Annotated in this window: 22 protein-coding genes and 1 tRNA gene; 11 read left to right on the forward strand and 12 right to left on the reverse strand. The window is 43.8% G+C overall.

Annotation, left to right across the window (positions count from 1 at the left end; translation table 11 throughout):
- Positions 1–3: 3 nt before the first annotated feature.
- From KDW03_RS03150 to KDW03_RS03175, 6 genes are all read right to left on the reverse strand, one after another.
- Positions 4–711 (reverse strand): lytic transglycosylase domain-containing protein, encoded by a 708-nt coding sequence (locus tag KDW03_RS03150; RefSeq protein WP_271435948.1) that lies wholly within the window; start codon positions 709–711, stop codon positions 4–6.
- Positions 708–1,190 carry a flagellar export protein FliJ gene (fliJ, locus tag KDW03_RS03155; protein ID WP_271435949.1) on the reverse strand — a complete coding sequence of 161 codons (483 nt, stop codon included), beginning with the start codon at positions 1,188–1,190 and terminating at the stop codon, positions 708–710. The genes KDW03_RS03150 and fliJ overlap by 4 nt, the downstream gene beginning before the upstream one ends.
- Positions 1,187–3,088: an adenylate/guanylate cyclase domain-containing protein gene (locus KDW03_RS03160; RefSeq protein ID WP_271435950.1), complete on the reverse strand. Its 1,902-nt coding sequence runs from the start codon at positions 3,086–3,088 to the stop codon at positions 1,187–1,189. Before KDW03_RS03160 ends, fliJ begins: the two co-directional genes overlap by 4 nt.
- Before the next feature lie 25 nt (positions 3,089–3,113).
- Positions 3,114–3,905 carry a sugar nucleotide-binding protein gene (locus KDW03_RS03165; RefSeq protein WP_271435951.1) on the reverse strand — a complete coding sequence of 264 codons (792 nt, stop codon included), beginning with the start codon at positions 3,903–3,905 and terminating at the stop codon, positions 3,114–3,116.
- A gap of 8 nt (positions 3,906–3,913) precedes the next feature.
- Positions 3,914–4,792, reverse strand: coding sequence for a tetratricopeptide repeat protein (locus tag KDW03_RS03170; protein WP_271435952.1), 879 nt, complete (start codon positions 4,790–4,792; stop codon positions 3,914–3,916).
- Positions 4,793–4,942: 150 nt separating this feature from the next.
- Positions 4,943–5,260: a hypothetical protein gene (locus KDW03_RS03175; protein WP_271435953.1), complete on the reverse strand. Its 318-nt coding sequence runs from the start codon at positions 5,258–5,260 to the stop codon at positions 4,943–4,945.
- 176 nt (positions 5,261–5,436) lie between these two features.
- Here KDW03_RS03175 and KDW03_RS03180 point away from each other — a divergent pair, with 176 nt between their 5' ends.
- Both KDW03_RS03180 and KDW03_RS12350 read left to right on the forward strand, forming a co-directional pair.
- The gene (locus KDW03_RS03180) at positions 5,437–6,636 is read left to right on the forward strand and encodes a LuxR C-terminal-related transcriptional regulator (protein ID WP_271435954.1); all 1,200 of its coding nucleotides are present in this window, start codon (positions 5,437–5,439) and stop codon (positions 6,634–6,636) included.
- Positions 6,637–6,881: 245 nt separating this feature from the next.
- Positions 6,882–7,040 carry a response regulator transcription factor gene (locus tag KDW03_RS12350; RefSeq protein WP_408648339.1) on the forward strand — a complete coding sequence of 53 codons (159 nt, stop codon included), beginning with the start codon at positions 6,882–6,884 and terminating at the stop codon, positions 7,038–7,040.
- A gap of 260 nt (positions 7,041–7,300) precedes the next feature.
- Here the strand turns inward: KDW03_RS12350 and KDW03_RS03185 are convergent, their stop codons facing one another.
- Entirely contained in the window at positions 7,301–8,305 is a 1,005-nt protein-coding gene (locus KDW03_RS03185; protein ID WP_271435955.1) for an MFS transporter, read from the reverse strand.
- Positions 8,306–8,832: 527 nt separating this feature from the next.
- On the opposite strand from KDW03_RS03185, the gene KDW03_RS03190 reads away from it, so the two are divergent.
- From KDW03_RS03190 to ptsP, 6 genes are all read left to right on the forward strand, one after another.
- Positions 8,833–9,300 (forward strand): site-2 protease family protein, encoded by a 468-nt coding sequence (locus tag KDW03_RS03190; protein WP_271435956.1) that lies wholly within the window; start codon positions 8,833–8,835, stop codon positions 9,298–9,300.
- A gap of 9 nt (positions 9,301–9,309) precedes the next feature.
- Complete coding sequence (locus KDW03_RS03195; protein ID WP_271435957.1) at positions 9,310–11,202, forward strand: tetratricopeptide repeat protein; 1,893 nt, start codon at positions 9,310–9,312, stop codon at positions 11,200–11,202.
- Entirely contained in the window at positions 11,199–11,873 is a 675-nt protein-coding gene (locus tag KDW03_RS03200) for a hypothetical protein (RefSeq protein WP_271435958.1), read from the forward strand. Before KDW03_RS03195 ends, KDW03_RS03200 begins: the two co-directional genes overlap by 4 nt.
- Positions 11,870–12,835, forward strand: a complete 966-nt coding sequence (locus KDW03_RS03205) for an alpha/beta hydrolase (protein WP_271435959.1) — start codon at positions 11,870–11,872, stop codon at positions 12,833–12,835. The genes KDW03_RS03200 and KDW03_RS03205 overlap by 4 nt, the downstream gene beginning before the upstream one ends.
- Positions 12,832–15,237 (forward strand): homocysteine S-methyltransferase family protein, encoded by a 2,406-nt coding sequence (locus KDW03_RS03210; RefSeq protein WP_271435960.1) that lies wholly within the window; start codon positions 12,832–12,834, stop codon positions 15,235–15,237. The genes KDW03_RS03205 and KDW03_RS03210 overlap by 4 nt, the downstream gene beginning before the upstream one ends.
- A 71-nt stretch (positions 15,238–15,308) precedes the next feature.
- The gene (gene ptsP, locus KDW03_RS03215; RefSeq protein ID WP_271435961.1) at positions 15,309–17,072 is read left to right on the forward strand and encodes a phosphoenolpyruvate--protein phosphotransferase; all 1,764 of its coding nucleotides are present in this window, start codon (positions 15,309–15,311) and stop codon (positions 17,070–17,072) included.
- Here the strand turns inward: ptsP and KDW03_RS03220 are convergent.
- The 3 genes from KDW03_RS03220 to KDW03_RS03230 form a co-directional block, all read right to left on the reverse strand.
- Positions 17,054–17,908 carry a GGDEF domain-containing protein gene (locus tag KDW03_RS03220; RefSeq protein WP_271435962.1) on the reverse strand — a complete coding sequence of 285 codons (855 nt, stop codon included), beginning with the start codon at positions 17,906–17,908 and terminating at the stop codon, positions 17,054–17,056. The two genes, ptsP and KDW03_RS03220, sit on opposite strands and share 19 nt — an antisense overlap.
- Positions 17,909–18,122: 214 nt before the next feature.
- Positions 18,123–19,304: a type II secretion system F family protein gene (locus KDW03_RS03225; protein WP_271435963.1), complete on the reverse strand. Its 1,182-nt coding sequence runs from the start codon at positions 19,302–19,304 to the stop codon at positions 18,123–18,125.
- A complete protein-coding gene (locus tag KDW03_RS03230; protein ID WP_271435964.1) occupies positions 19,304–20,950 on the reverse strand; it encodes a GspE/PulE family protein in 1,647 nt (548 codons plus the stop codon). The genes KDW03_RS03225 and KDW03_RS03230 overlap by 1 nt, the downstream gene beginning before the upstream one ends.
- 343 nt (positions 20,951–21,293) lie before the next feature.
- Between KDW03_RS03230 and KDW03_RS03235 the strand changes: the two genes are divergently transcribed.
- The gene (locus tag KDW03_RS03235; protein ID WP_271435965.1) at positions 21,294–22,505 is read left to right on the forward strand and encodes an MFS transporter; all 1,212 of its coding nucleotides are present in this window, start codon (positions 21,294–21,296) and stop codon (positions 22,503–22,505) included.
- Between the two features lie 38 nt (positions 22,506–22,543).
- Positions 22,544–22,629, forward strand: a tRNA-Ser gene (locus tag KDW03_RS03240).
- 31 nt (positions 22,630–22,660) lie between these two features.
- Here KDW03_RS03240 and KDW03_RS03245 read toward each other — a convergent pair.
- Together KDW03_RS03245 and KDW03_RS03250 are read right to left on the reverse strand one after the other, a co-directional pair.
- The gene (locus tag KDW03_RS03245; protein WP_271435966.1) at positions 22,661–23,056 is read right to left on the reverse strand and encodes a GtrA family protein; all 396 of its coding nucleotides are present in this window, start codon (positions 23,054–23,056) and stop codon (positions 22,661–22,663) included.
- Positions 23,034–24,011 (reverse strand): glycosyltransferase family 2 protein, encoded by a 978-nt coding sequence (locus KDW03_RS03250; protein ID WP_271435967.1) that lies wholly within the window; start codon positions 24,009–24,011, stop codon positions 23,034–23,036. Before KDW03_RS03250 ends, KDW03_RS03245 begins: the two co-directional genes overlap by 23 nt.
- A gap of 247 nt (positions 24,012–24,258) precedes the next feature.
- On the opposite strand from KDW03_RS03250, the gene KDW03_RS03255 reads away from it, so the two are divergent.
- Entirely contained in the window at positions 24,259–25,758 is a 1,500-nt protein-coding gene (locus tag KDW03_RS03255; RefSeq protein ID WP_271435968.1) for an ArnT family glycosyltransferase, read from the forward strand.
- Positions 25,759–26,016: the final 258 nt, after the last annotated feature.

Genomic DNA, 26,016 nt, shown 5'->3' on the forward strand with positions numbered 1-26,016 from the left:
CTTTTAGATATTTTTGTAGGCATTGTAGTAAGACAACACCTTTTTGACATAGTCCTGGGTTTCTTCGTATGGGGGGATGCCGCCGAACCTTTCTACCGCCGATGGACCTGCATTATAGGCTGCGAGAGACAGGGCAAGATTCCCCTGGAAACGATCCAGCATGAGTCTGAGATACCGTGTCCCACCCATGATGTTTTCTCGGGGGTCAAAAGGGTTTTCTACGGAGAGAGCACTTGCGGTCTCGGGCATAAGCTGCATGAGTCCCATGGCTCCTTTGGGGGATACTGCCTGAGGGTTAAACTGTGACTCCTGCTGGATAACGGCTTTGATGAGGGCTGGATCAACGCGGTACTTTTCAGCTGCCTCCTGAATGAGATCTTCTATCCGGGATGAAGAGGTTTTGTTCTGGTTGATCTTGTAGAGGGCATTGAAAAGCATGTTTTTTTCCGTTGTGCTTCCTATAAACTGGTTGATCTTCTCTCCTATGCCATCTTCCAGGTATCCTTCGGAAGAGCTTGTATCGCTTAAAACTTGTTTCAAAATCTCAGAAAAACTTTGAGTTGTTGGTGAAGAAGTTTTTTGAGAGAGTGAAGATGCTTCGGATTCTGAAATAGAGGAAACAGGTTCAACCTTTCCCAATGCTTGAAGTTCTTGAATACGACTCTGTATCTCTGTGATACGACGGTATACTTCGTGAATACCTTCAATCATACTTCTTCCCCTCCTTTCTCCTCCCTTTGATTATCGGCATATTCTTTCTTTTTATGAAAAATCATCTGAGAAAGTTCGTCCAGGGTTTGCTGTTCCTCTCGCATTTCTGCCTCTACGTGGGCTTTCCAGGCTTTTTCTTTCAGGATCTCTACCGCTCGTTTTTCTTGTCGATATTTGGTGTAAAGAGCAAGCTCTTTTTCCATGGCGTTTTTTTTCTTTTCGATCTCTTTTTGGAGATCGGATTCTATTCGTTTGGAATGCCATCCGTAGTAGTCTAATCTTCTGAGCGTTTGTATATCCATTTGTGATGATTTTTTTATTTGTTCTCGTAGATGGGCTTCATGTTCTTTGACGGCCTCAAGTTTTCGTACTTCTCTTTGATAGGCTCCACTTGCTCTGGCTAAGGCTATTTTTTGCTGATCTTCTTTTTTTTGTCGTATTTCGAGAAGCTTTTGCAGAGGGAAAACAAAGCGTTTCATGGTTGTTTCCTCCAGAGCACTCTTGAGACATTGAAAGGTTCTTTTTTGCCTTTGAGTACAAGGGGAGGAAGTTTCTCAGTAGGGTAGAAATCTTTGGCTTCAGAGAGGATGTCCTGGGATGCAAGGATTTCCCGGCTCTGTGCTTGAGCACAGAGCCGGGAAGCGGTATTTACCGCATCACCAATACAGGCAAAATCCATACGAAAGTGGCTTCCAATGTTTCCGGTTACCACATCTCCAATGTGAATGCCGATACCAATTTCAAATACAGGTTGGCCTTTTCTCTTTCTTTCTTCATTAAAACGCTCAATATCTTGCATGATCTCTATAGCAACCTGAATTGCGGTATCTGCCCGTTTTTCTCCACCAAAGTGAGCCATAATCTGATCACCGACAAAATCATCGATGTCTCCTCGGTAGCGTTTGATGATTTTTGCCTGTCGTTCGAAGTAACTATTGAGAACATTGAGAACGGTTTCAGGATCGTTTTGTTCAGAAAAGGCGGTAAAACCACGGACATCACTGAACAGAAAGGCAAGGTGTTTTCGGGCATGGGTGCCAAGATCAAGTGCATCAGACTGCTGTTCGATCATCGAGCGTGTGGAACGGGAAACAAACTTCTCGAGATGGTATTTGGAGATAATCTCTTCGAGCATGAGTTGAAAGATGTCAGAGAGTCTTCCTATCTCATCATTGCCAGAAATTGTAAGTGAGACATTGAGATTTCCTTCGCTTACCTCCAGCCCCCATTTTTCGAGAAGCTTAATCTTTCGCACCATGACTCCTGAGAGACAGTAGACAGCTATCATGCTCAGGATGTAGATAATTCCAGCGAGAATAAAGGCTATAGAGAGGTTTTGTTGAATACCTGATTCGATCTGGTCTCGATCATACACCACGACAACATTTCCTAACCATCGGAAACGTTCTCCATACTGACGAAGTTTCTGAAGCCTTTGAAAGATTTTTTCATCGGCTGTTTTTATTCCACCAATATCTTTTCTTTCGAGGGCTTGCTTCAGATCTCGCAGTGCCCCTGAAATCCAGGGATCTTTCACAAGCCAGCTATCGGCGCGGTCAAGGGTATACCCTTTTCTGGCAAAGATGCTCTTGTAGGCTTCGAGAAAGAGGTTGTCAAGACTCCACGCCGTAACGTCATCGGTTTCGTTGAAATTGGTGGGATGGAGGCTTTTCGAGAGAAATTCCTCATAGCGCTTATAGAGTTGTTCGTAGGTTTTCTTCCGCTGGGTTTCTGAAAGACCGTTTTTGTGGTAAGAGACCAGGATGGTATCAAAATCTCGATTGAGGGTCATTAAATCCCCGAACTGCATCAAAACGGGTGAGGAGATGAGACGATAACGTTTTTTGGTGATAATTTTGTCGGTTTTGTTGGTGAGAACGACTACGTAATCGCGGATGAGGGTTTCATTGGTTTCAGCCATTTTAGAGAGGAATGGCTGAAAAGCCGGGCGTTTCTCCTTAAACCTTTGAAGGGAAAAAACCATATTTTTCCCGCGATTGTATACGCCGACAAACAGTACATCCGGATTCATTTCGAGAAAACGGTTGATCTCGTTAGAAATAGAATCTTGTCGTACGGCTTTCTCAGCGGAAGAGATTTGTTTTTCACTATCAAAATACCACTGAAGGGATGTGCTTAGGGCTTCAGTGAGGGCTTGTGCTTTTTGTTCTTTTTCCTGGGCGATGATCTTGCTCTGGGATACATAAATGAGGAGAGTAAATATCCCGATGGTAACAAAAAGCAGAAGCCCTAAGAGAAACAACCACCGTGCTCTTATCCCAAAAAATACTTTTCGTATGGGATTTTTCTTTTTTCTTTTTTTGACAAAAAGATTTTGCCAGAGAGTTGAAAACCAGCTATTTTTCTTTTTTGCCATGGGCTTTGTTTCTCCTCTTGTTCATTTATATTTTGGGGAGATGTTTAAGATGAACGGAAAGCGGCGGAAGCACCACACGGTCATCTATCATTCGCTGATCATAGACGAAATTTTCGTCAGGGATGATCGTCCATTTTTTCCTTAGAAGCTTTTTTAAAGCGGTAGCGATCTGGTAGAAATTCCACCCACGATTGGAATCGAGAAGATATATTCCAGGGGGATGTTTTTCAACGATTTCCCAGAGGGCTTTTACCGTATCCTCAAGAAAAGATGCGGCAGGGAGCCATCGGGTACTGGCAAAAATTTTCCCCTCCTTTTGGTTTTTTTGTTCGAGGTAGGCTGCCATATGGTTACCCTCGGTGGTGTAGCCAATCTGCCAACCCAAACGAGCAATAAAAGCTTGTGGATTCTGGTAGAGGATACGTTGTTCAGCCATTCGTTTTTCGTATCCGTAGCCATAATTATTGTCGGGTTCAGATTGGATGGTAAAGGGTCCTTTGGCGGTATCAGAAAATACCTGAACGGTACTGGTGTATAAAAAACGTATGCCAAATCGGTGAGTAATCCAGGCAAGTTCACTACTCCATTCGTAATGAACTAACCAGTTCTCATTTGGTTTTCCTGTGGGTTTGGATGGTGCTGCTAGATGAAACAGTACATCGGGAGCAATTTCCTGGATATAACTTTCCATCGCGAGGTAATTGTCTATAGGGATCTCTTCTCTTGGCCAACCATAAACTTCGTGTTTGAGAGAATGAAGGTAATTCTGAAGGGCTTGACCCACGGTACCCCTCAAACCGGTCACCAGAATTCTCATGTTACCTCCTATAGACCAAACCTTGTCTGCTGTTCAAGGATGCCCAATTCTTTTTTCCAGGGATAAAGGCTTTTTCCTTTTTGAGCCATTTCTAATGCTTTTTTGTTTTGTTTGTTCTCTCGATAGAGTTTTATTAATTCAACAAAGGCATCGGCATGCCAGGAAGAGTTTATTTGGAACCCTCGTTCATAAAATGCTATGGCTTCTTGAAGTTTTTTTCTTTCCAGGGCAGCCTGGGCGCAGATGCGAAGGATTTCAGGGTGTCGGGGAAAGAGTTTGAGTGCTGAAGAGGCATAGCTATCAAAAGAAGTCCAATCCTTTTGTTTGAGAGTAAAAAAGAGACGATAATAATGCAAAATGGGATAATTTGGGTATCGTGTAAGAAGGTCTGAGAGTTTATCCATAGCTGCATTATAATCTTTGTTTCTGTTGACATGTTCTTTGATAATCTCAAGACGCACGAGCCAGTTTACATATTTGAGCTGGGATTCTATCTCTATCAAGGTAGCTAGTCTTTCTCGGGGATTATCGACATAACGTAACAGATCATTGGCGAGGCCATCTTTTCCTTGAGCGACCGATTTACTATAAAGGAGAAGATTGTTGTAAAGACCATACTCTAAGGCTTCTATACCGAATCCTTCATACTGGGAGATAAAAAGATAACTGAAAATTACTACAATATTTGAGGATTGCTTGGCAAAGATTCGAGCTATCGTTTTCTCCGCGAGAACAAAATCCATATTTTGATATGCCTGGAGAAAACGTGTATATTCCGATTTACCCGCAAGATTCAAAAGATTTTCCCACTCTTTTTCCTCTACCATTTGAGAAAAAACGAGAGAAATACTTATAAACCACCACAGAATGATCCCAATTCTCTGCATTGGGCACCTCTTTTTGAGTTTTTTCTCTACAAATTATAGCAAGAAAACATAAAATCCGCAACCTTTTTGTTTTTTTATCTGATAAAAAAAGAGATAAAAAATGACAGGGTAGTCTCCAGACAATCTTGTTTTGTCTGGAGACTATCAATTTTACTCCTGACTTACATTGGAGGAACCACACATCGGACAGGAGACGTCAATGAAATCATTTTCGTCGTCGAGCTCACTGATATACTCTGTCCATTTGTGGCCACAATCGTCACAGATAAAGGTTGCTTCGATTTCACTCACCTCATCAGAGAATTCATCTTCATCGGCATACAGATCTTCGAGATCGTCGTACTCATCTGTCATTTCATCAAGTTCTTCATCTTCGTCTTCGTTCAAAAAATCCTCCATATAATCAAGATCATCAAAATCCTCGAACTCAGCGTCATCAGAGTAAGAACGATCCATGTAGTCTTTCATAGCAGAAAATCCTCCCCTAAATTGCTTATGTATATTATTACTAAAGAATCGATTCTGTCAAGTAAAAAAGCCCTTTTTTTGAAAAAATTTTTTTCAAGGCAATTTTGTTTACGAAAATCCCAAAAATATTGCGAAATATTGCTTTATTTCATACAATAATACTGTTGGAGGGAAAAATGTCTCTTCCTGGTATTTCTGTACCTATGTGTAGGATTGATAAAGCGACGTATCGTGTTAAAGAAATCAATGAGGCTTTTTCTTCTCTTTTGGGGTATGATTCGGCTCTTTTGGGGGAGAATTATTTGACGATTGTTCCTTCTGAGGATTTTTCTCTGGCAATTAAGGTGTTTGAACATGGAGGAGAAGAATATATAACCTGTTTTGGACTTTTGGATAAAAAGGGAAAAACGGTGAGAATGCATCATATGTTTTCTCTTTATGAAGGGGATATTCTCGATGTTATGATTCCAGAAGCAAGACAAGAAACAAATTTTTTTGAGACTGCTCTTCTTGAACAGATGGAACATCCTGTTTTTTGTTTTTCTTATGAGGGGCATATACTCTATGCCAACAACGTGGCCGCTCCATTGTTTTCTGACGGCAATACGCTAGCCAACTCTCCCGACTGGCCTGTTATTTCTCAAAAACTTTCGGGGTATGAGGATTTTTCTCTCTGGTGTCATATAGGTTCACGTGAGGGGTTTTTTCGTTTCCGACCCCTCAAAGAGAATCTCTGGTTATCGGAATATCTGTGGGGAAGAGAAGAGATTGTTTCGCGTTTTTGTGAAACAATCATGGGCTGGGATATGCCAGCAGTTCTTTTGGATCTCCGTGTGCAAGGAAGTGAGGGGGTGCACGAAAACAGATCCTTTGCCGAGTTTGGTTTGTCCCGATCCCAAGTTTTTGAAGAACTGGAGAAACTGAGAACAACAGAATCGTATCTTACTCTTATTCAGGCCAAGAAGGGTTTTGCCTACTATAGGCCGTTGTTTCTCCCTTTTCATCCAAGATTGCAAATTTTACTTGTTGTTTTTATTGATGAAACAGCCCACATTAAAAAAGAGCTTGTTTTTGAGCGTTTTTCTCAAATAATTGAAGAAATGATCCATTTTTCTGATGATCTTCTCTCGCGGCTCTCAGGAGATATAGAAGAAATTTTTGAAAACCATAATCTCTCCGAGAGAGAAAGAAAAATTGTGGAATTGATCCAGCAAGGCATGTCTAACGAGGAAATTGCAGCACATCTTTATATTTCTGTGGACACGGTGAAAAAAAGTGTTTCACAACTCTATAGGAAGTTTGATGTCAACAATCGACTTGAGCTTCTTCAGCGAATTTATCTCCCTCAGCGACATAGAATACCCCCAAAGGGGTAAAAATCCCCTCAAGTGCTCTATTTTTACCCATTAGTGGTATTAACTCTCTCCAGATTGCAAATTTTACTTGTTGTTTTATTGATGAAACAGCCACATTAAAAAGAGCTTGTTTTGAGCGTTTTCTCAAATAATTGAAGAAATGATCCATTTTTCTGATGATCTTCTCTCGGGCTCTCAGGATATGAAGAAATTTTGAAAACCATAATCTCCCGAGGAGAAAGAAAAATTGTGGAATTGATCCAGGCATGTCTAACGAGGAAATTGCAGCACATCTTTATATTTCTGTGGACACGGTGAAAAAAAGTGTTTCACAACTCTATAGGAAGTTTGATGTCAACAATCGACTTGAGCTTCTTCAGCGAATTTATCTCCCTCAGCGACATAGAATACCCCCAAAGGGGTAAAAAATCCCCTCAAGTGCTCTATTTTTTACCCATTAGTGGTATTGCCTCTTTCTTTTTTACCCTTAAAATGTATATGTTAATAAAGCTCTATAAAAGTAAAAAGAGCTTTTTGATAAAAGAGCAAAAAAATCAATAGAACAAAAAAATCAAAAGTTTTTCTCCACCAAAAACTTTTGGGTTATTTAACAGATCTCCTTTATACGAGCTGCGGGGAGAGGGCCCACCACCTCTCCCCGCTTTTTTTTAGAGAAAAGAGAAAATCAAGGTTTTTCCTTTGTGAGAGGGGATTTCTGAGGTGTTATAATCGAGAGAATGTCCTTTTCTCGATAACGAAGGAAAAGGAGAAGTCCCGCTATACAGAACACAAAAGCAAATACCCCTGTAAGCCTGACGCCAAAGTCATTTTCAGTGCTTCTTCCCAGATTGAGAAGAGAAGGGAAGATAAGGTTGGTGAAGGCTATTCCCATCTTCATCATGAAGGTACGGGCACCAAAGAATACAGCAGCCTTGTAGTTGTCTGTGAGTTTTCCATCGGCATCGGCAATATCTGCGACAATAGCATTGGGGAGAATGCCAAAGATGGCTATTGGGAGGGAAGCAAGTGAGACCAAGAGAATACCCTGCCAGAAGGGAGCAAGAGGAAATTTACCGAGCCAGAACACCATGACAAAAACAAGCGAGAAGAGGACGAAAGCAATAGAGAGGAGAAGCTTTTTCCCGATAGCCTTGGCAATGAAATTGATGGGTACATAGAACACAAAACTCAACAAGAACAGTACTGTCATAAAGGTGGTAGCGTTTGTCTTGTCAAGTCCCGCCTTGGTCGTGGTGGTGCTATAAAGATGAAAGCAAGTAAAATAAATCAATGAAATAATAAAACAGTCAATGGGTTCGTTCAGTTCTATCGTCAATGGGCAAAGACGAGAATGGAGGTCACCAAATGGAACAGATAGATTCATGGAGAAATGAAAGGTGCGTCTTCTTCCCAGGCGAAATCTGGCACGATCACTCATACCTGCCACAAGGGGGTCGGTAACGGCATCAAAGACACGGCTCAAGGCGTTAATAAGTCCGATGATAGTAAAAGAGCCAAAAATAAATCCCTGATAAATAAATGCAGGAAAAAGACTCACTCCTTGTCCTTCAGGGGGGAGGTAAAAATACGCAATCAGATTGGCAACGCTGTACGATGCTAAAGACCATCCCATCTGACCCAGGGCAAACATCCATTGCTTCCAGAGGGGGAGTTTTTCTACTTTTGGCATGGTATTCTCCTTTTTTTCTTCATTATACCAGATTTCAATATTTTGTCAATATGTGATGGTTATTTTTTGAAAAGTAATCCCATACAACGATAGGATTTTCCACAATTTTTTATGTGAAAGCTTAGTTATTTTTCTGGCCGGAGAAGTGCGAAATGGTTAAAACAAACAACTGAGTTTCTCAAGAGCATAGCGTAAAAGGACAAGGGTTTCTATACAACTTATTTGAATAATTTGTAAGATTTACTTATTTTAGGTGCGGTTCTACGATCTCTGGTAGATGTATCCCTAATTTGGTGGTGTTATCTCCAGGAGAGGGGCAAAATGAGGCCCTAAGTTAGGATACAAGAGGAATGTCTGCGTGTCTTTTATTCCCTCGTGTTGATCAAAGACTTTTTTGAAAGCGTTTTTTTAAGGTGTGTTTTGTGAATGCGCGAGCATGGTTAGGTTTAATGTATTTTTTGATTTTTCTCTTATTATGCCTTATATTTATGTAAGAAAAAACCAGAGACAATATAAAGAGGTAATGGGTGAAGGATTTTTCGTTTTTTTCTGTTATAAACATGGTGATTTTTTGGGTGGGTGTGATGTACTCGATTATCCTCCATGAGATCGGGCATGGTCTTGTGGCTCGATGGTGGGGGGATGATACCGCTTACAAAAATGGAAGGCTCTCTCTTTCACCATTCCATCATATTGATCCAGTGGGGACAGTGCTTGTTCCTGTTTTTATGTATCTCACTACGGGAAGTATTTTTAGTATGTTGAATTTGTTTCTTGCTTTTTTTAATCTCTTGCCCCTGCCACCGCTGGATGGATTTCGGTTGGTTATGGCTTTTCTTCCAGAGGCGTGGCAAGAAAAGATAGAACCCTATCTCTTCCCTCTGGGGATTTTGCTTATTCTGATCTTTATTAATTCTCCTCTTTTTTCTTTTCTCGTGAACACGGTGTTGGGAGGAGTATTTCAGTTACTTGGGCATCTTTATGGGATATTGTAAGGAGTTTTTATGAAAAAACAAAGCATCCTCTTGCTTTTTTTATGGACTTCCCTGTATGCACAGAATATTCCCTTGCTTACTCCGGAGCAGGCAGAGGCTCAGTATGCGTATGGTCTTTCGCTTGCCTATCAGGATGAAAAGGAGTCCGCTCTTTTGGTTTTAGGACAGCTTGCGGAGAATGGTTATCATAATCCTTATGCTTTTCAGATGATTTTGTCTATTGGATCATCTCTTTTGCAACAGCGACAATCGTCGATTCTCTCCCAGGAGAAACTTTTTTCCCTGATCAATTATCTTGCTGATCTGGCGTATACTAATTATTTTACTAATCGGGAGGTGCTTTACGGCTATCTCGATGTTAAAAAATCCCTTGGAGAGTGGGCTGACTTTGATAGGGCACTCAAACAACTTCTTGTCATAGATCCAGAAAATATGCTCGGGAATTTTTATCGGGGGCTTCTTCTCTACAATCAACAGCGTTTTGAAGAGGCTAAGGGCTATCTCTGGCGGGTGATCTCCAATACGAATGATGAGCCTTCTTCCCAGCAGGCTGTGTATCAAAGCTATTACCTTCTTGGTTTGATAGAACTCCGTTATGATAACTATCGAGCAGGCATTGAGCTTTTAGAAAAGGCAAAAAAGATTTTTGACCAGGATTATAATCTTGATAAGTATCTTGCTTTTGGGTATCAGCAGATCCTCGAGGCTCGCAAGGCGTACACCCTGGTCACGAATATCCCGGAACTTTTGTATTCCGGGGATGTGGCGCTTATTCGTATTCAGACAGGATTTTTTCTGAGGGAGAAGGGATGGGAAAGGCTTGCTTCTGCCTATGAAAAAGAGGTTCCTCTAGCAAAAGCTTATCAGCTCTACGCACAAAAGAAATACAAAGATGTAATTTCCACGATTGATAGACTCAGTCGAGAGTATCAGGTGGAACCGGTACGCATTTTCTATGCAAACTACCTTAAGCTTAAGGCAGCAGAGGCTCTCAAGGATAACAAAACGAAACGGGAGATGCTGTTTCTTATGGGGTATTATGCCCAGCAGGTGGGGCAAACCTCTTTAGCCATAGAGTTTCTTCTCCCTCTTGAAAAAGAGCCAGATCTGCGCCTTGATGCCCTTATCACCCTTGGTTCTCTCTACGAGGAGGTGGGGAATTATGGCGAGGCGATTAAAAGGTATGAGCTTTTTCTCAAGGAAAAGACAGCTGATATCCCGAGGGAGAAAGTCTTTGATATTACCCTTGCGCTTGCCTTTCTCCACATGCAGCAAACCAATAGCTATCGAAGTGATATCTATTCTCGACAGGCAGAAGCACTTGCCCAATCTCCTTTAGAGAAGTATCGGTTTTGGTATTATACGGGACTGATTGCTCAACAAAAGAATCTTCACGAGCAGGCACTGCAGTCTTTTCAAAAGGCAAAAAGCTTTTCTAATACGGCAGCAGTAAACTATTCTCTGGGAAATTCTTTTTTCCTCCTTCAGCGTCTTTTGGAGGCGCAACGTGCTCTTGAGGAATCGATTCATCTTGGACCAACCGCAGAAACATACAACCTTCTTGCCTATATTTATGCCCTACGAAAGGTTTCCTTGGATAAAGCACTGGAATATATTCAGAAGGCACTTGCCATTCAGCCCGCAAATATAGCTTATCAGGATACGCTTGGCTGGATTTATTTCCAGATGGGAGAGTATGAAAAGGCATTGGAGGTTTTTGCTTCTATCCTTTTGACGCTGGATGGAATGGAGCCTTTTGAGGGAATTGATGAGATCTACTACCACATTGGGATGGTTTATGAGGCTCTGAAATGTTTTGATGATGCAAAGCTGATGTGGGAAAAGGGACTTTCCATCAATCCTAAAAATGGATATATTAAGGATAGGCTTTTAACCAGATGAGTTCCACGTGTATTTTTGATATCAAGGCTATCCAGCAAAGTCTCCTGGAAGTATATCGTCATTTTGATAGGATCAATCTTCAGCTTGAGAATAAACGTGAACCCATGACTCTCGAGATTATTGAGCATATTCTCCTCGCCTATGAATACCTTAACGATCTTCTTGCTCAGGGTATCGATCTTTTTAACCCTGCAGGTATGTACGCTATCCTTGAGCTTAATCATATCGTTCTCTGTGGGAGAGATCCTGCCAAAAGGCTAGAATTTCATAGTCATATTTTAAGTACCCGTGAACGTTTTCAGAAGAGAATCGGGCGTATCATGAAATGGTACAAGGATAAGGGGAGAAAGCTTCCTACGTTGCGGAAAGCGTCCCAGTTCTACACACTGGCGCTTAGTCAACCCCAGCTTTTTATTGAAGGAAACCATCGTACAGGCAATATTATACTCAATTATCTTCTCGTGGGGGATGGGTTTCCGCCCTTTATTCTGACAGTTGAGAATGCAGTAGCCTACTTTAATCCCTCGGGTCGTATCAAATATAGTGATAAAGATAAATGGATAGATCACCTCACTCAGATTGGCTCCTCCGAAGAAAGCATTTATAACCTTCTCAAAAAGTATGGTGATACCCGTTACCTTGTCTCAAAACACTGTCAGGAGAAACAATGAAATACCTTTTTATATTTTTTGTATGCATTTTGCTTTCCCATGGGTATGCTGATTACCATACCTGGACGAACCTCGCCCACCAGGCGAATGGTACCTCAAACACCCGGGAAGTTATGAGAGACTACCTCATGTTTTACCGTATCTTGTGGGATGATATTTCTTATAAAAACTACATTGTTCCTTGGGGAGAGACCAATAAGGTGTTGGTTCTCGTGATGCAACCCCCTCACCCTCACGCTACGATAGTCTTTATTCATGGATATCTTGACCATGTGGGAAACTTTGGGGAGTTTTATCGATTTTTTCTCAAGAGAGGGTATAGTATTGTGGCTTTTGATCTCCCAGGGCATGGACTTTCGAGTGGACTTCGCACGGGAATAGAGGATTTTTCAGACTACGCTCAGGCTTTAGAGAGCGTTCTGAGAAAAGTGCCAGAGATTCCAAAGAGTTTTTTTGCTATGGGGTTTAGTACGGGGTGTTCTGTGTGGATAGAGTATCTTCACACCCATCGGAGAACCCATAGAATACAAAAGCTTGCCCTTGCTGCTCCGTTGGTGCGAGTGGTAAACTGGAATATGGCAGTGATGGGATACAATCTCCTCAGCGGTTTTATAACCGAACTCCCTCGAACACAGACCAGAACCACTTCTGACAAAACTTTTCTTGATTTTATCTACAATCAAGATCCCCTTCAGGAGAAAAAAGCTCATCTCTCCTGGTTTCAAGCCGCGAGAAACTGGCATGAAAGGGTAATTCGTTATCCTTCTGTTGGTGAGCTGCCGGTATTAATTGTCCAGGGGCGAGATGACAGTGTGGTGGATTGGAGATACAATCTTCCTGTGCTTGAAAAGCTTTTTCCCCGTTTGCAGATCCGCATGTATCCTGGCAATCATCATATTCTTATGGAAACCAATCGAGATCAGGTTTATCAGGATATCTTTTCCTTTTTGGAGGATGTATGACGTGGCAGGACTTTCTTGAAAAAGCACAAAAAGGTGTCGCGTATAGTGATGGTTCTATGGGTGTTTTTCTCCAGCAGTATGGACTGGGAGGAGAGGATTGTCCCGAACTCTGGAATGTGACAAAACCGGACATCATCCAGAGTGTGCATCGAGCCTATATCGAGGCTGGCAGTGATCTGGTAATTACGAATACGCTGGGAGGAAACAGTATCAAGCTGGAAAGTTATCATCTTGCCGATAGGCTTGAGGAGCTCAATGCGGCTGGTGTAAGAAATGCCAGAGAGGCTTCGAGAGGGAGGGCGATTGTTGCTGCAGATATTGGTCCCACCGGACATTTTGTCAAGCCCCTCGGGGATCTCTCGTTTGATGAGATGGTGAATATCTACAAAGAACAGATTGTTGCTCTTGCCAATGCAGGGGCTGATGCCCTTTTCTTTGAGACGCATATCGATATTCTCGAGCTCAAGGCAGGCATTCTGGCCGCACGGGAGGTATGTGATCTTCCTATCATTGCAAGTGTTACCTTTGAGTCGGATGGACGTATGGTTACCGGGACGAGCCCTGAGGCGGCTTTTACAACCCTGGAGGCTCTCGGGGTGGATATTATGGGGATGAACTGTGGTACTGGCCCAAAGGAAATGCTTGCTATCATGGAACGTGTGGGGCATCTTTTTGAGACGCCTATTATTGTCCAGGCAAATGCTGGACTTCCCCATCTGGTGAATGGAAAAACCCATTACAGTGAAACGCCGGAAAGCTATGTGGATACCGCCATTCACATGCTGGAGTATGGTGCATGTGTGATCGGGGGATGTTGTGGCACAACACCGGAGTACATCAAGCTTCTCATCGAACGGAGTCAAAAAGAAAAACCTTACCTTCACTATAAGAAACGGGTTGTGGATTTTCTTAAACTTTCCAGCCGTTTTGAGTATCACCGAATAGGGCATCATCTCCCTTTTACGATTATCGGGGAAAGGATCAATCCAACGGCACGCAAGCTTCTTGTTGAGGATATTCTCTCGGGGAGTTTTCAACGTGTGAGAGAAGAGGCTCTCAAACAGCAACAGGCGGGGGCACATGTTCTTGATGTGAATATGGGTATTCCTCAGGCAGATGAGGCAAAGCTTATGGAAAATGCCATTGATCTTCTCTCAACTGTGGTTCATATACCCCTTGCCATTGATACATCTTCGCCGCTTGCGGCTATTCGAGGTATGAGGCATTATCCAGGGAAACCGTTGTTAAACTCTATTACTGCGGAACCTGAGAGGCTTGCCCTTCTCCCTGAGATTAAAAAATACGGAGCGGCTTTTGTGGCTCTTCCTATCGATGAACATGGAATTCCCGAAAGTGCGGAAAAAAGGGTGGCTGTGATGAAGCGAATTCTTTCTGAGGCAGAGAAGCTCGGCATAGACAAGAAAAATATCCTTGCCGATCCTCTGGTGATGACTGTTTCTTCTGATCAGAAGGCGCCACGACAAACCCTTGCTACCCTCAGAGCTTTTCGGGAGGAGCTTGGGCTTTTTACGACCATGGGACTTTCGAATATTTCGTTTGGTCTGCCGGCACGGAGTTTTATCAACCAGGCTTTTCTCACCATGGCTATCGAAAATGGTTTGAATACAGCTATAGTGAATCCGCTTGATGAACAGCAAATGGGACTTGTGAGAGCGACGGATGTGCTTCTCGAACGGGATCCCTCTGCTATGGAGTATATTCGGCTGTACAGTGGACAAAAAACCATCACACCTCCTTCTGGTACGGTTGCCCAGACCATAGAGCAGAGAATATCTGAGGCCGTGATCAAAGGGCATAAAGACGATATCGAAAAACTCCTTGATGAAGCCCTTGAAAAAGGGCTCAAGCCAAAGGCTATCCTTGATGAACTTCTCATTCCGGCTATTACAGAGGTTGGACAACTCTACGAAAAGAGGCAGTACTTTCTTCCCCAACTTCTTCTCTCTGCTGAAACGATGCAAAAAGCCTTTGCAAAGCTGGAGCCACTGCTTCGATCTACAGGCACAACTTCCCAGGGAACGCTGGTTTTTGCCACCGTTCAGGGGGATGTGCATGATATAGGCAAAAACATTGTCATCCTTATGCTACGAAACCAGGGGTTTGAGGTGATCGATCTGGGCAAAGACGTGCCTGCGGAAACCATTTATAGAATTGCCAGAGAAAGAAAGGCTGATATTGTTGGGCTTTCTGCACTTATGACGACTACCATGCCACGGATGGCAGAGTTTATGGAACTTCTCAAGAAGGAAAACGCATCTTTTCCTGTGATGGTAGGTGGGGCGGCGGTCAATCGCCAGTTTGCCGAGAGTATTGGGGCGTACTACGCCGTGGATGCTGTTGATGCTATTCGTGTCGCGCAAAAAATTCTTGAAAAAACGTAAAAAGAGAGAAAAATATTGCACCTTTTGGGAAAAAGTGGTATAATTGAGATGGAAGAAAAGAGAGGTGAACTATGGGATATTTTTTGAGGGGAATTCCGATCTCTCGAGGGATAGCTATAGGGCGAGTGGTCTTACGACATGATCTCATGAAAAACATTCGTTATACGCGGATTGAGGCTGAAAAAGTTATGGATGAGATTGAAGCGTATCAAAAAGCGCTCGAAACCATTCGCCAGGAAACGCTAGTGATGCGGGAACAGGCTCAACAACGTCTCTCTGATAAAAACACAAGTATACTTGATTTTCATTACAATCTGATCCAGGAAGACTTTTTTCAAAAGGATGTGATTAAGCGTATAGAAAGTGATTACTATAATGCCCTGTCTGCTCTCCATTATGAGCTTTCTCTTTTGAAAAAGAGGTTTGAGGAACTCGAGAGTGATTATTTTCAGGCAAGGTTTCTGGATATCAAGGAACTTGCCAATCGTATAGCCCATGTGCTTCAAGGGGGGGTTGTTGAACGCCCTACCAGAGAAAATCCTGCTATTATTGTAGCCGAGGAAATATCCTCAGCAGAGGTGCTTCATCTTGAAAAAGGGGCAGTACAGGGGCTCGCTACCGAGAGCGGAAGCACAACCTCTCATGCGGCTATTATTGCTGAGTCTCTTGAGATCCCGGCGGTTTTTGGTATCAAGGATCTCTTTAATTTCATCAAAAAAGGTGATACTATCATTGTAGACGGATACAAGGGTATTGTGATCATCAATCCTGATGAGGCAACCGTTCACTCCTATGAACAGCTTCAAAGAAACTATATCGCTCAAGAAGAGGCGAATTTTCATCTTATTAATCTTCCTTCTCGCACCACTGATGATGTAGGTATTACCCTTATGGCGAATGTTTCCAATTCTATGGAACTCAATATCGCATTGCGTCATGGGGCAGAGGGGATTGGACTCTTACGAAGTGAGATGATCTTTATGCAAAATCAGCGTATGATGAATGAGAATGAGCAATTTGATCTCTATCGCGAGTTTCTTATTCTCTTTTCGGGAAAACCTGTCACCATACGAACGCTTGATCTGGGAGGAGATAAGTTTCTCAATAATCCTGTTCATGAAGCCAATCCCTTTTTGGGGTGGCGTTCTATCCGTATTTTCTTAAAAGAAAAGGATTTTTTTAAACAGCAACTCAGAGCCATCATGCGTTCAAGTGTTTTTAATGACAACGTAAAAATTCTTATTCCCATGATTTCGAGTCTCAGTGAGGTTCAGCAGATCAAGGCTATCCTGCAGGAATGTATTGCTGAGCTTAAAAAAGAAGGGCGGCCTTTTAACTACAAGATCCCTCTTGGAATTATGGTGGAGATTCCTTCAGCAGCGGTTATGGCTTCTACCTTGATTAAGGAGGTTGATTTCTTTAGCATAGGGACAAACGATCTGGTGCAGTATACCTTGGCTACCGATCGAGGAAATCCTAACGTAAGTGAATACTATCAGCCACTGAATCCTGCTGTTTTGGCTTTGATACGACTTACTATTCGAGCGGCAACAGCTCAGCGCAAGCCTGTTTCTGTGTGTGGAGAAATGGCACGCGATCCTCTCTATGTTCGTCTCCTTCTGGGGATGGGGCTGAGAATCTTTAGTGTGAATCCGGCCTATCTACCACTGGTGAAGTCCATTCTTCTCAAGTCTTCAGCGCAACAAACGAAGGAGTTGTGGAACACCGTGAAAAAGCTTAAAACCCATGAAGAGATTGGTGAGGTGCTGAGGGAGGACTTGAAAAAGCATTGTCCGGAGATTTACGATTCTTATTTTTACGAGGAAGAAAGATAATTTACTTCAGTGGTGCGCCAGCATCCCTTCCCCGCTTTTTTGGCAGCGTAGAGGGCGCGGTCGGCGAGTTCGAGCAAGAGAAGTGCCTCTTTGCTGTGATAGCCAAAGGTAGCAAGCCCCATACTATAGCTTATGTGGAGAGGGGTATCGTGAAAAGAAATCGAGGTTTCCTTCATCAGGGCAAGGAGGCGGTCGGCACATCGTTTTGCCCCCTCCAGGTTTGTTTCGGGCAAAATGATCATAAACTCATCTCCCCCATAGCGGATAGCAATATCCTCCTGGCGTAATACATCGAGCATCATTTTGGCGGTGTGCTGGAGGACAATATCTCCTGCTATATGACCAAACCTGTCATTGATGTTTTTGAAATCATCGATGTCGATGAGGATCACACTAAACATCTCGTTGTGCCGGCTGGCTCTTTTGCTTTCCTTATGCAGAAAATCTCTGAGAAAGCGGTAGTTATACAAGCCTGTAAGGCTGTCGACAAAGGTCTGAGCTTTGGTATAATTGTAGACACTTCTCTCAAGAACGATAGGGTCGTGGTAGTAGTTTTTCCTCTCATAGAAAAAGTCCAGAAAAGCCACCTGAATAGAGACAGGTCGTCCCAAGAGACGCATGAGCTCCTGATGGTAGTCGAGAAAGGCCTGCCATTCGGCAGAGACTTCTGCGGGAAGGAGCTGAACCCTTCCGAGCAAGAAAAATATCCTCTGGTAGACATCCTGTCGTGATAGTGAGGGAAATGTTTGTTCGATGGCTAGGTCGAGAAGCTCGGGGGCGTAGTTGTACTGGGAGAGGAGATCAAGAAGTTCTCTATCCATCTCTTCTGTCCACATGATACCCTCCTTTTTGAAAAAGCTTTCACGTTCATTTTTTATTTTTTTACATTATAAAGGAAAAAAGAAAAAAATCAAGTTTTTTGTGTTCTTTTCCTGGAAAAACCAGCAATGTTGGGATTTTACGTCAAAAAAGAGGTTTTTAGTTTTGAGTGTGGATTTTTTGTCCTTTTTTTCGAGAGATATTCTTTTGCAGGAGAGGGGTGATCTGTTTTTAGAGAATTTTACTTAACTGAAAGATGGGCAAGAAAAGGGCAACGATAATGAAGCCCACAATAATTCCAATGAAAATAATCAGAATGGGGGTGAGGAGGGTGGTGATTTTTTCTACAGCACTATCTACATCCCGTTCATAGAAGTCGGCAAGGTATCCACTGAGTTGATCAATGCGGCTGGTTTCTTCTCCCATGCCGATCATCTGGATAAACGTTGGTGGAAGAAAGCGATTCTGACGAAAACTGTCCGTGAGTTTTCTTCCCTGATTGATATCCTGAATCGCCCGTGTGATCATATCCTCGTAGATCATGTTTTCCACTACTCCACGGCACAATTCCAGAGCTTCGGAGAGGACCACATCACTTGAGAGGAGAACCGAGAGCGTGCGAGAAAACCTGGTAAGAATATCCTTGTTGAGAAGATCCCCCACAAGAGGAAGAGAAAGGAGTGTACTATCTTTCCAATGGCGGAACCATCTTTTCTCTCTCATGAGAAGATATCCCCCAATGCCAAGTCCAACCACAAGAACAGCCAACCACGCCCACTCTCGAAGGATACGTGTTCCGCTCATCAAAACTCTCGTAAAGAGTGGCAACTCCGCTCCAAACTGAGCGTAGTTCTGTTCAAACTGGGGGATAAGGACAAAAGCAAAAAAGAAAAGAACAGCGAGAGCAAATACAAAGATAAATCCCGGATAAAGCAGGGCTGAACTGATCTTTTGTGAAATGGTGAGTCGTTTCTGAAGGTAATGAAGCAAAGAATTGACCGTCGAGGCAAGCTCACCTGATTCTTCTCCGGCTTTTACCATGCTGACGGCAAAGGGAGAAAACGCCTCAGGATGCATTTCCATGGCCTGGGAAAGGGATTCCCCTCCCTGGATTTGGCGGATGAGATCAAGTGTGATCAGCTTGAGGGGGTGACGCTGGGGAAACTCCTGGGCGATAATCTCAAGTGCACGGGTGAGAGGGAGATGGGCACTGAGGGCATTGGTAAGCAAACGGGTGAAAAGAATCTGGTCTTTGAGAGATATGGTGGGTTTTCGGTTTTTTGCCTCTGTGAGGCTGACGATCACGATTTCTCGCTGGTACAGCTTGAGGGCTGCGTCCTGTTTGTCTTTTGCCTCTATGATCCCGCGCTGGGAGCTTCCATCTGTGGTGTAGCCTTCGTATTGAAAGAGCATCATTCACTCCACATGGTTACTTTTTCCACCTCTTCTATGGAGGTGGTGCCGTTTTCGACGAGGGTTTTGCCCTGATCAAGGAGAGTGAGCATGCCGAGATTTCTGGCAGTTTCCTTGAGTTCAAACGATGAAACGCCGGCGAGGATGGCTTTTTTAATCTTTTCGTTCAAGACAATGTACTCAAAGATAGGGAGTCGTCCCAGAAAGCCTGTATGATGACAGACAGGACAGCCTTTTGGTTTCCAGTGATACTTGAGTCCTTCTGTCCAGGGGTGGGTCTGATGGTCCAGGGGAGTGAGCGGCACCTTTTCAGCGCATTCAGTGCAGAGTTTTCTCACGAGTCTCTGGGCGAGAACGAGGTTGATCGTGGCCGTAAGAAGATACGGCGGGATATCCATATCCACCAGACGCGTGAGGGTACTTGCTGCATCGTTGGTGTGAATGGTGGAGAGGACGAGGTGACCTGTGAGGGCCGCACGGATCGCTATATCTGCAGTTTCTTTGTCCCGGATTTCACCTACCATGATGACATCGGGGTCATGGCGGAGAAACGCCCGCAGCCCTGCTGCAAAGGTGAGGCCAATTTCGCTATGTGCCTGGACCTGGGAAATTCCATCCATCTGGTATTCTACAGGGTCTTCAATGGTGAGGATTTTTTTGTTAAACTGGGCGATATGTTTGAGCACGCCGTAGAGGGTCGTGGTTTTTCCGCTGCCTGTTGGACCGGTGACAAGAATCATACCGTGGGGTCTTTCGGCTGCCTGCTTCACAATGGAAACGAGAAACTCTGGCATCCCCAATTGTTCCAGGGAGAGGACCTCTTTGCCCTTGTCCAGGATACGGAGGACGGCATTTTCCCCATTGACGGTAGGGATGATAGAGACACGTATGTCGACACTTCTTTGTTGGTATTCGATAGTGATACGTCCATCCTGGGGGAGGCGTTTCTCAGAGATGTCAAGTTCTGAGAGGATTTTTAAACGGGAGATGAGGGCGGGATAGATATCTTCTGAAGGTCTGTCAATGTCGTACAACACCCCATCGATACGGAATCGGACCCGTACCCCATGGATGAGATGCTCGAAGTGGATATCAGAGGCTTTTCTCTGGATGGCTTCTTCGATGTAGTGCTGAAGGAGTTGAACAGCGGGGGATGTGGTTTCAGAATCTTCCCCCTCAGATGGTATCTCGTTTTCTTCTGGACTCTGGAGAAGAGAGGGGGTTTTGCCTTCATAGTGGGCAAGGTAAACCTGGATGGCTTCATCGGTAGCATAGGCTATCTCCACCTTTTGCCCGGTACGGAAAGAGATCTGATTCATGAGAGATGGTAGAAGGGGTTCTGAGATGTATATTTTTATGGTACCTTTTGGGGTGAGGACGGGAGCAATCCCATGTTTTCGACAGAAGGCTATATCCAGGATTTGAAAAACCTGTTCCTGCAAAGGCTCGTCAATAACGCGTACAAAAGGAACACCAAGCTGTTTTTCAAGCACGTGGTAAAGCTGTTCGGAGGAAAGCACTCCCATTTCAATAAGAATGGTGCCCAGTCGTTTGTGACTTTTCTTTTGAAGTTCTATGGCTTTTTTGATGAGGAGAGGCTCAACAATTCCCTCCTGGATAAGAATGTCACCAAGATTTTTTGCCATTGCTTGCTCCTTGCGTGTATTGAATATAATGAAAGAGAGAAATTTTTGCAAGAAATGTGCATCACGGTAGACCTCCCACAAAGGAAGGGTTTTTTCATGAAACCAAAAACGTACCTTGTTGAAAGGTTTACAGGAAGAAAGGGTGCTTGTTTTTCCTGTTTTCACGAATATAGTGATTATTTTTTGGTTGTGGGGAGTGGAAAACGGGTCGCGAGGTGAGAGAAAAAGCTTTTTGATATAAGGGATTCTTAAATCCATCTTTGGGATCGTATAATTTTTTTTGACTTTTTGTGCTGTTTTTTTTTATAATATCGAAAGTTTTTGAGTTTACAGGAGAGGATATATGGAAAAAACAAAAGCAAAGCTTCATCGAAATGTCTGGCTGACGGGATTTACTTCGTTTTTTACTGATGTATCTACAGAGATAGTGTATCCCCTTATTCAAGCATTTGTAAGTTCGATTCTCAAGTCTCAGGCAGCTCTTGTTGGGCCTGTTCTTGGTATTATTGAGGGTGTGGCAGAGTCCACGGCAAGTATTTTGAAGCTTTTCTCCGGGTATATCTCGGACAAACTCGGGAAACGGAAAAGCCTCACGATTCTTGGCTACAGTTTTTCTGCGCTGGCCAAGGTGCTCTTCTTTATCCCGTATTGGGTGAGTGTGTTTTCTGCGAGGATCCTTGATCGTATCGGGAAAGGTATCAGGACAGCTCCCCGTGATGCTTTGATTGCGTATTCGGTAGATCCCTCGATAAAGGGAAAGGCTTTTGGGCTGCAGCGAAGCATGGATTTTGCCGGTGCTTTTGTGGGAACACTTCTGAGTTTTGTCTTGATTACGTTTGTATTTCGCGGGGTTGATCGCTATGCTGAACCGGCAAGGTTTTACCCTATCTTTGCTATTGCGTTGATTCCGGCGATTATCGGTGTGATTTTTCTCTTTTTTACAAAAGAGCCCAACGTAGAAAAAAAAGAAGCTCAGATGCCCAAACTCTCTCTCAAACATTATACGCCAGCTCTTCGGGTATTTTTCCTGGCGCAGTTTTTCTTTACCCTGGGCAATTCATCCAACCAGTTTCTCTTGCTCCGTTCCCAGGATCTCGGCAATAGTCTTGCCATGGTTACCCTGATGTATCTCGTGTTTAATTTTACTACGACGCTTCTTTCTATGCCTTTTGGTTCTTTGTCTGACAAGATAGGCAGAAAGGGAGTTCTTGTTACGGGGTATGCTCTCTATGGGTTGGTGTATCTTCTCTTTGGACTAGCTCCCGCCAATACTCCCTGGATGGTGTGGGGTCTCTGGATCCTCTATGGTGTTTACTATGCGCTTACGGAAGGAGCTGAAAAGGCGTTTGTCTCTGATCTTGCTCCCGAAAACTCGGTAGCAACAGCCATAGGATTTTACAACATGATTGTTGGTGTGACCCTTCTTCCTGCGAGTGTTATAGCGGGATTTTTGTACCGGGTGGCAGCTCCCCTTCCTTTCTGGTTTGGTGGGGTGATGGCCCTTGTTAACTGTCTTTTGATTGGGTTTGGCGTACGGGTGGAAAAGAAGGCTTGATTTTTTTAAAAAAATAGTGTATAATATCTGGCCTATCTGGAGGGATGTCCGAGTGGTTGAAGGAGGCGGTCTTGAAAACCGTTGAGCTGACGAGGCTCCGGGGGTTCGAATCCCTCTCCCTCCGAGGACCAGTTCGCGCGACGCGGGCTGGTCTTTTATTTTTTTCGGAAAACCAACCATCGGTAACCGAAAAAGTTTATGGCAAGGGAAAGGATCGTGACACATCCCTTGGCAAGCCAGAGGGGCATCCCCATCAGGGGAAGAAGAAAAATCCCCCACGATGAGGCACCAAGAGAGACAAGATTCACCCCTACAAAAAGCATAACTTTGAGAATGTCTGTGTGGTCTTTGTCCCGAAAGGTGAAATGCTTATTCCAGAAGAAACTGTTGATCGTTCCTGCAAGGTACCCGGCCACTTGAGAAAAAACGCGCGGGATACCCAAAAAAATTGCAAGAGAGAATACTCCAATATCCACGAGGGTGTTTACCACTCCCACAAAGCCAAACCGTAGCATCTCTGCGAAATGATTAGTGTGAAGAAGTTTTTTCATGAAAATTCTTTCCCTTTTTCTGTTCTATGAAAAAGCGGGGGCGGGATTTGACCTCAAGATAGATACGGCCTATATACTCCCCTATCACTCCCAGGGAGAGCAGAACAAGTCCTCCGAGAAACCACAGGGAGAATATCACAGATGTCCAGCCACTCACCGTTTTTCCGGCCATCTTCTGGAAAAGGGCATAGAAGAGGATCCCTATGCTCATCAGAGAAACCACAAATCCTCCAAAAGTGATGAGTCGAATGGGCTGAATGGAGAATGACGTAATGCCGTTGAGGGCAAACGCAATCATTTTTTTGAGAGGGTATTTGGTATGGCCTGCAATTCGTTCCTGTCGCTTGTAAAATACCTCCGTGGAGGGAAACCCAAGGAGAGGAATGATCCCACGGAGGAAAAGATTTCTCTCGGGGAAGGCAAGGAGTGCTTCTACGGCAGGGCGCCCCAGGAGGCGATAATCCGCATGGTTGTATACCAGGGGCACCTGGAAGAATCGCATCATATTGTAGAAGGCGAGGGCTGTTTCTCGTTTGAAAAAGGAGTCTGTACTTCGATCGGAACGCACCCCGTATACCACTTGGTAACCTTCAAGGTATTTTTTGATAAACTCGTCGAGAGCATCCATGTCATCCTGGAGATCAGCATCCATCGTGATCGTAGCATCAAAGTCAAGATGATACGCTTCTGTAATACCTGCTAAAAGGGCGTTCTGGTGGCCGTAGTTTCTGGAGAGTTTGAGCGCAAGGATGATGGGGTCTTTTTCACTTGCTGCGGAAAGGATTTTCCATGTATTGTCCTGACTTCCATCATCAACAAAGAGAATACGACTCTCAGGGGAGATGAGCTTTTTTTCGACAAGGGAGGTGTATTTTTCTTTTATCCTGGGGAGGGTGTGGGAAAGGGCTTTTTCTTCTTCGTAACAGGGAAGAATAAAACAAATCCTTGGGGGCATAAAGACTCCTCATAAAGGGTGTTTTTCTAGAATATTATAAAGAAGAACAAGAAAATTCTCTATAATCCTGGAAAGTATGGAGAAAACAAGATAAAAGTATGAGAAGAGTATTTTTTTGAACGGGTTTTGTGTGGCTTTGGATTAGGTTGAGGGGAAAATTGAAAGCAATTTTCAAAATTGTTTTTTCGAAGGATTCTTTTTACAATATTTTACGGTAATATTTTATTTTTTTATTGAGGAGAGGGAAATGTTTGTGAAAAAGCCTCGTTTTTCTTTTGTTCTCTGGGTGGGGGTGATAGGGCTTGCTCTTGTGAATAGTTTTGTGAACCTGGGAAATTTTGAAGTGGAGATATGGGATGAGGCTCGTCATGCTCTCAACGCGTACGAGATGCTCAAAAGTGGTCAGTACATTGGCATGACCTACGACGGGGGACTTGACTACTGGAATCTGAAACCACCACTTGGAACGTGGTTTATTGTTTTGGGGTACAAGCTTTTTGGTGTCAATCTCTGGGGACTGCGTTTCTTTTCGGCATTTTTTACTGTCCTTACCGTGGTGTTTACGATGTTGATCGGGAAACGTCTGGGGGAAAAGACGGCTTTGACGGCTGGTCTTGTGCTTTCGACGATGTATGCGTTTCTTGCCTTTCATACGGGGAGAACGGCTGATTATGATGCGCATATGGCTTTTTTTATGACGCTTTGTGTCTGGGGGATGGTAAACTGGGCCGAAGGAAAAAGGTGGGGGCTCTGGCTTGCTTCGCTTATGGTTTCTTTCTCGTTTCTGTTGAAATCGTTTTCGGCGGCTATGCCGGCGTTTTTTATCTTTCTCGTGGTGGTCACAGAGAAACGTTATAAAAAACTCGGGGTGGGGGATGTGGTTTTCTCCCTGGTACTTATGGGGGCACCGGTTATTGCTTGGGCTATCGCTCGATACCAGGTTGATGGGCTGACTTTTTTTCAAAAGATGGTGGGATATGATCTGGTGGCAAGAAGTTCTCAGGCCATAGAGGGTCATCCAGGGTCGAATCTCCACTATCTTGAGCCGATTTTTACGAAAACGCTTCTGTGGTCACTTTTTCTTTTTTTTGTTGTGCCGTTTATGGGGTTTGCTTTCCGATGGAAGAGGGAAGAAAATGGGTATAGTTTTTATCTGCAAGGTTCGGGGTTTGGTCCTTCTCTTTTCTGGTTCTGGATGCTGGCGACGCTTCTTTTTCCTTTTCTTGTCAAGACCAAAAGTGACTGGTATCTGAATCCTTTTTATCCTGCTCTGAGTGTTTTTCTGGCATGGCATTTCTGGGAGGGGAAGAGTTCTTACCCGTGGGTTCAAAAACTCATGGCAAGGAGAAAACAGATTCTTTTTGTGATGGGTGTGGTCACGGAGATTCTGATTGTGCTTCTGGTTGTTTCTCCTGCGGAGTGGGTGTTTGCTACGAAGATACGGTACTATCCCTCCTATCAGCGGGTACTTCTTTCATTCTGGAAGAAAAACGATCGTCCCCGGGAAGCGGTGCTTTTTACTCCTACGTTTGTGGAACAGGATATGCGGTTTATTGTGCAGGGGCTTTTGGAGTACCGCTTTGGATCTCTTGACGATTTAGCAAAACCTCTGCCTGAAACAACGGTGAAACTCTTTGGGGGGACGATGAGGGATATCGAGGAATTTCGTCGTCGGTATCCTGAGATTTTCGAAACTTCAGTGGTTGTTTCCCGTCATGATGATTGGGTGCTCGTGAAGCTGAAATAGAAAAAAAGAGTTTGTTTCTATCTACTATGGTTGGTCGCTTCGATACGTTCCTTCGGAACTACTCGGTGACCGCACCTCGATACGCTTCGCTACTCGGTGACCGCACCTCGATACGCTTCGCTACTCGGTGAGCGGGTGGGAGGTGTTTTTGCTGCGATAGGGTAATAGCCATATCGTTTTTCTGACTGCGAAAAGGTAATAGCAACCGTCTATCTCACGCTAGCATTGAACTTTTTTGGTACTTATGAGGAAACAATG

Origin of the sequence: Thermospira aquatica, assembly GCF_023525255.1 — a bacterium.
Lineage (GTDB): Bacteria > Spirochaetota > Brevinematia > Brevinematales > Thermospiraceae > Thermospira > Thermospira aquatica.

Excerpts from the sequence above, each read along its gene's own strand:
- KDW03_RS03150 (WP_271435948.1), bottom strand. The coding sequence starts at position 711 with ATGATTGAAGGTATTCACGAAGTATACCGTCGTATCACAGAGATACAG.
- fliJ (WP_271435949.1), bottom strand. The coding sequence starts at position 1,190 with ATGAAACGCTTTGTTTTCCCTCTGCAAAAGCTTCTCGAAATACGACAA.
- KDW03_RS03160 (WP_271435950.1), bottom strand. The coding sequence starts at position 3,088 with ATGGCAAAAAAGAAAAATAGCTGGTTTTCAACTCTCTGGCAAAATCTT.
- KDW03_RS03165 (WP_271435951.1), bottom strand. The coding sequence starts at position 3,905 with ATGAGAATTCTGGTGACCGGTTTGAGGGGTACCGTGGGTCAAGCCCTT.
- KDW03_RS03170 (WP_271435952.1), bottom strand. The coding sequence starts at position 4,792 with ATGCAGAGAATTGGGATCATTCTGTGGTGGTTTATAAGTATTTCTCTC.
- KDW03_RS03175 (WP_271435953.1), bottom strand. The coding sequence starts at position 5,260 with ATGAAAGACTACATGGATCGTTCTTACTCTGATGACGCTGAGTTCGAG.
- KDW03_RS03180 (WP_271435954.1), top strand. The coding sequence starts at position 5,437 with ATGTCTCTTCCTGGTATTTCTGTACCTATGTGTAGGATTGATAAAGCG.
- KDW03_RS12350 (WP_408648339.1), top strand. The coding sequence starts at position 6,882 with ATGTCTAACGAGGAAATTGCAGCACATCTTTATATTTCTGTGGACACG.
- KDW03_RS03185 (WP_271435955.1), bottom strand. The coding sequence starts at position 8,305 with ATGCCAAAAGTAGAAAAACTCCCCCTCTGGAAGCAATGGATGTTTGCC.
- KDW03_RS03195 (WP_271435957.1), top strand. The coding sequence starts at position 9,310 with ATGAAAAAACAAAGCATCCTCTTGCTTTTTTTATGGACTTCCCTGTAT.
- KDW03_RS03200 (WP_271435958.1), top strand. The coding sequence starts at position 11,199 with ATGAGTTCCACGTGTATTTTTGATATCAAGGCTATCCAGCAAAGTCTC.
- KDW03_RS03205 (WP_271435959.1), top strand. The coding sequence starts at position 11,870 with ATGAAATACCTTTTTATATTTTTTGTATGCATTTTGCTTTCCCATGGG.
- KDW03_RS03210 (WP_271435960.1), top strand. The coding sequence starts at position 12,832 with ATGACGTGGCAGGACTTTCTTGAAAAAGCACAAAAAGGTGTCGCGTAT.
- ptsP (WP_271435961.1), top strand. The coding sequence starts at position 15,309 with ATGGGATATTTTTTGAGGGGAATTCCGATCTCTCGAGGGATAGCTATA.
- KDW03_RS03220 (WP_271435962.1), bottom strand. The coding sequence starts at position 17,908 with ATGTGGACAGAAGAGATGGATAGAGAACTTCTTGATCTCCTCTCCCAG.
- KDW03_RS03225 (WP_271435963.1), bottom strand. The coding sequence starts at position 19,304 with ATGCTCTTTCAATACGAAGGCTACACCACAGATGGAAGCTCCCAGCGC.
- KDW03_RS03230 (WP_271435964.1), bottom strand. The coding sequence starts at position 20,950 with ATGGCAAAAAATCTTGGTGACATTCTTATCCAGGAGGGAATTGTTGAG.
- KDW03_RS03235 (WP_271435965.1), top strand. The coding sequence starts at position 21,294 with ATGGAAAAAACAAAAGCAAAGCTTCATCGAAATGTCTGGCTGACGGGA.
- KDW03_RS03245 (WP_271435966.1), bottom strand. The coding sequence starts at position 23,056 with ATGAAAAAACTTCTTCACACTAATCATTTCGCAGAGATGCTACGGTTT.
- KDW03_RS03250 (WP_271435967.1), bottom strand. The coding sequence starts at position 24,011 with ATGCCCCCAAGGATTTGTTTTATTCTTCCCTGTTACGAAGAAGAAAAA.
- KDW03_RS03255 (WP_271435968.1), top strand. The coding sequence starts at position 24,259 with ATGTTTGTGAAAAAGCCTCGTTTTTCTTTTGTTCTCTGGGTGGGGGTG.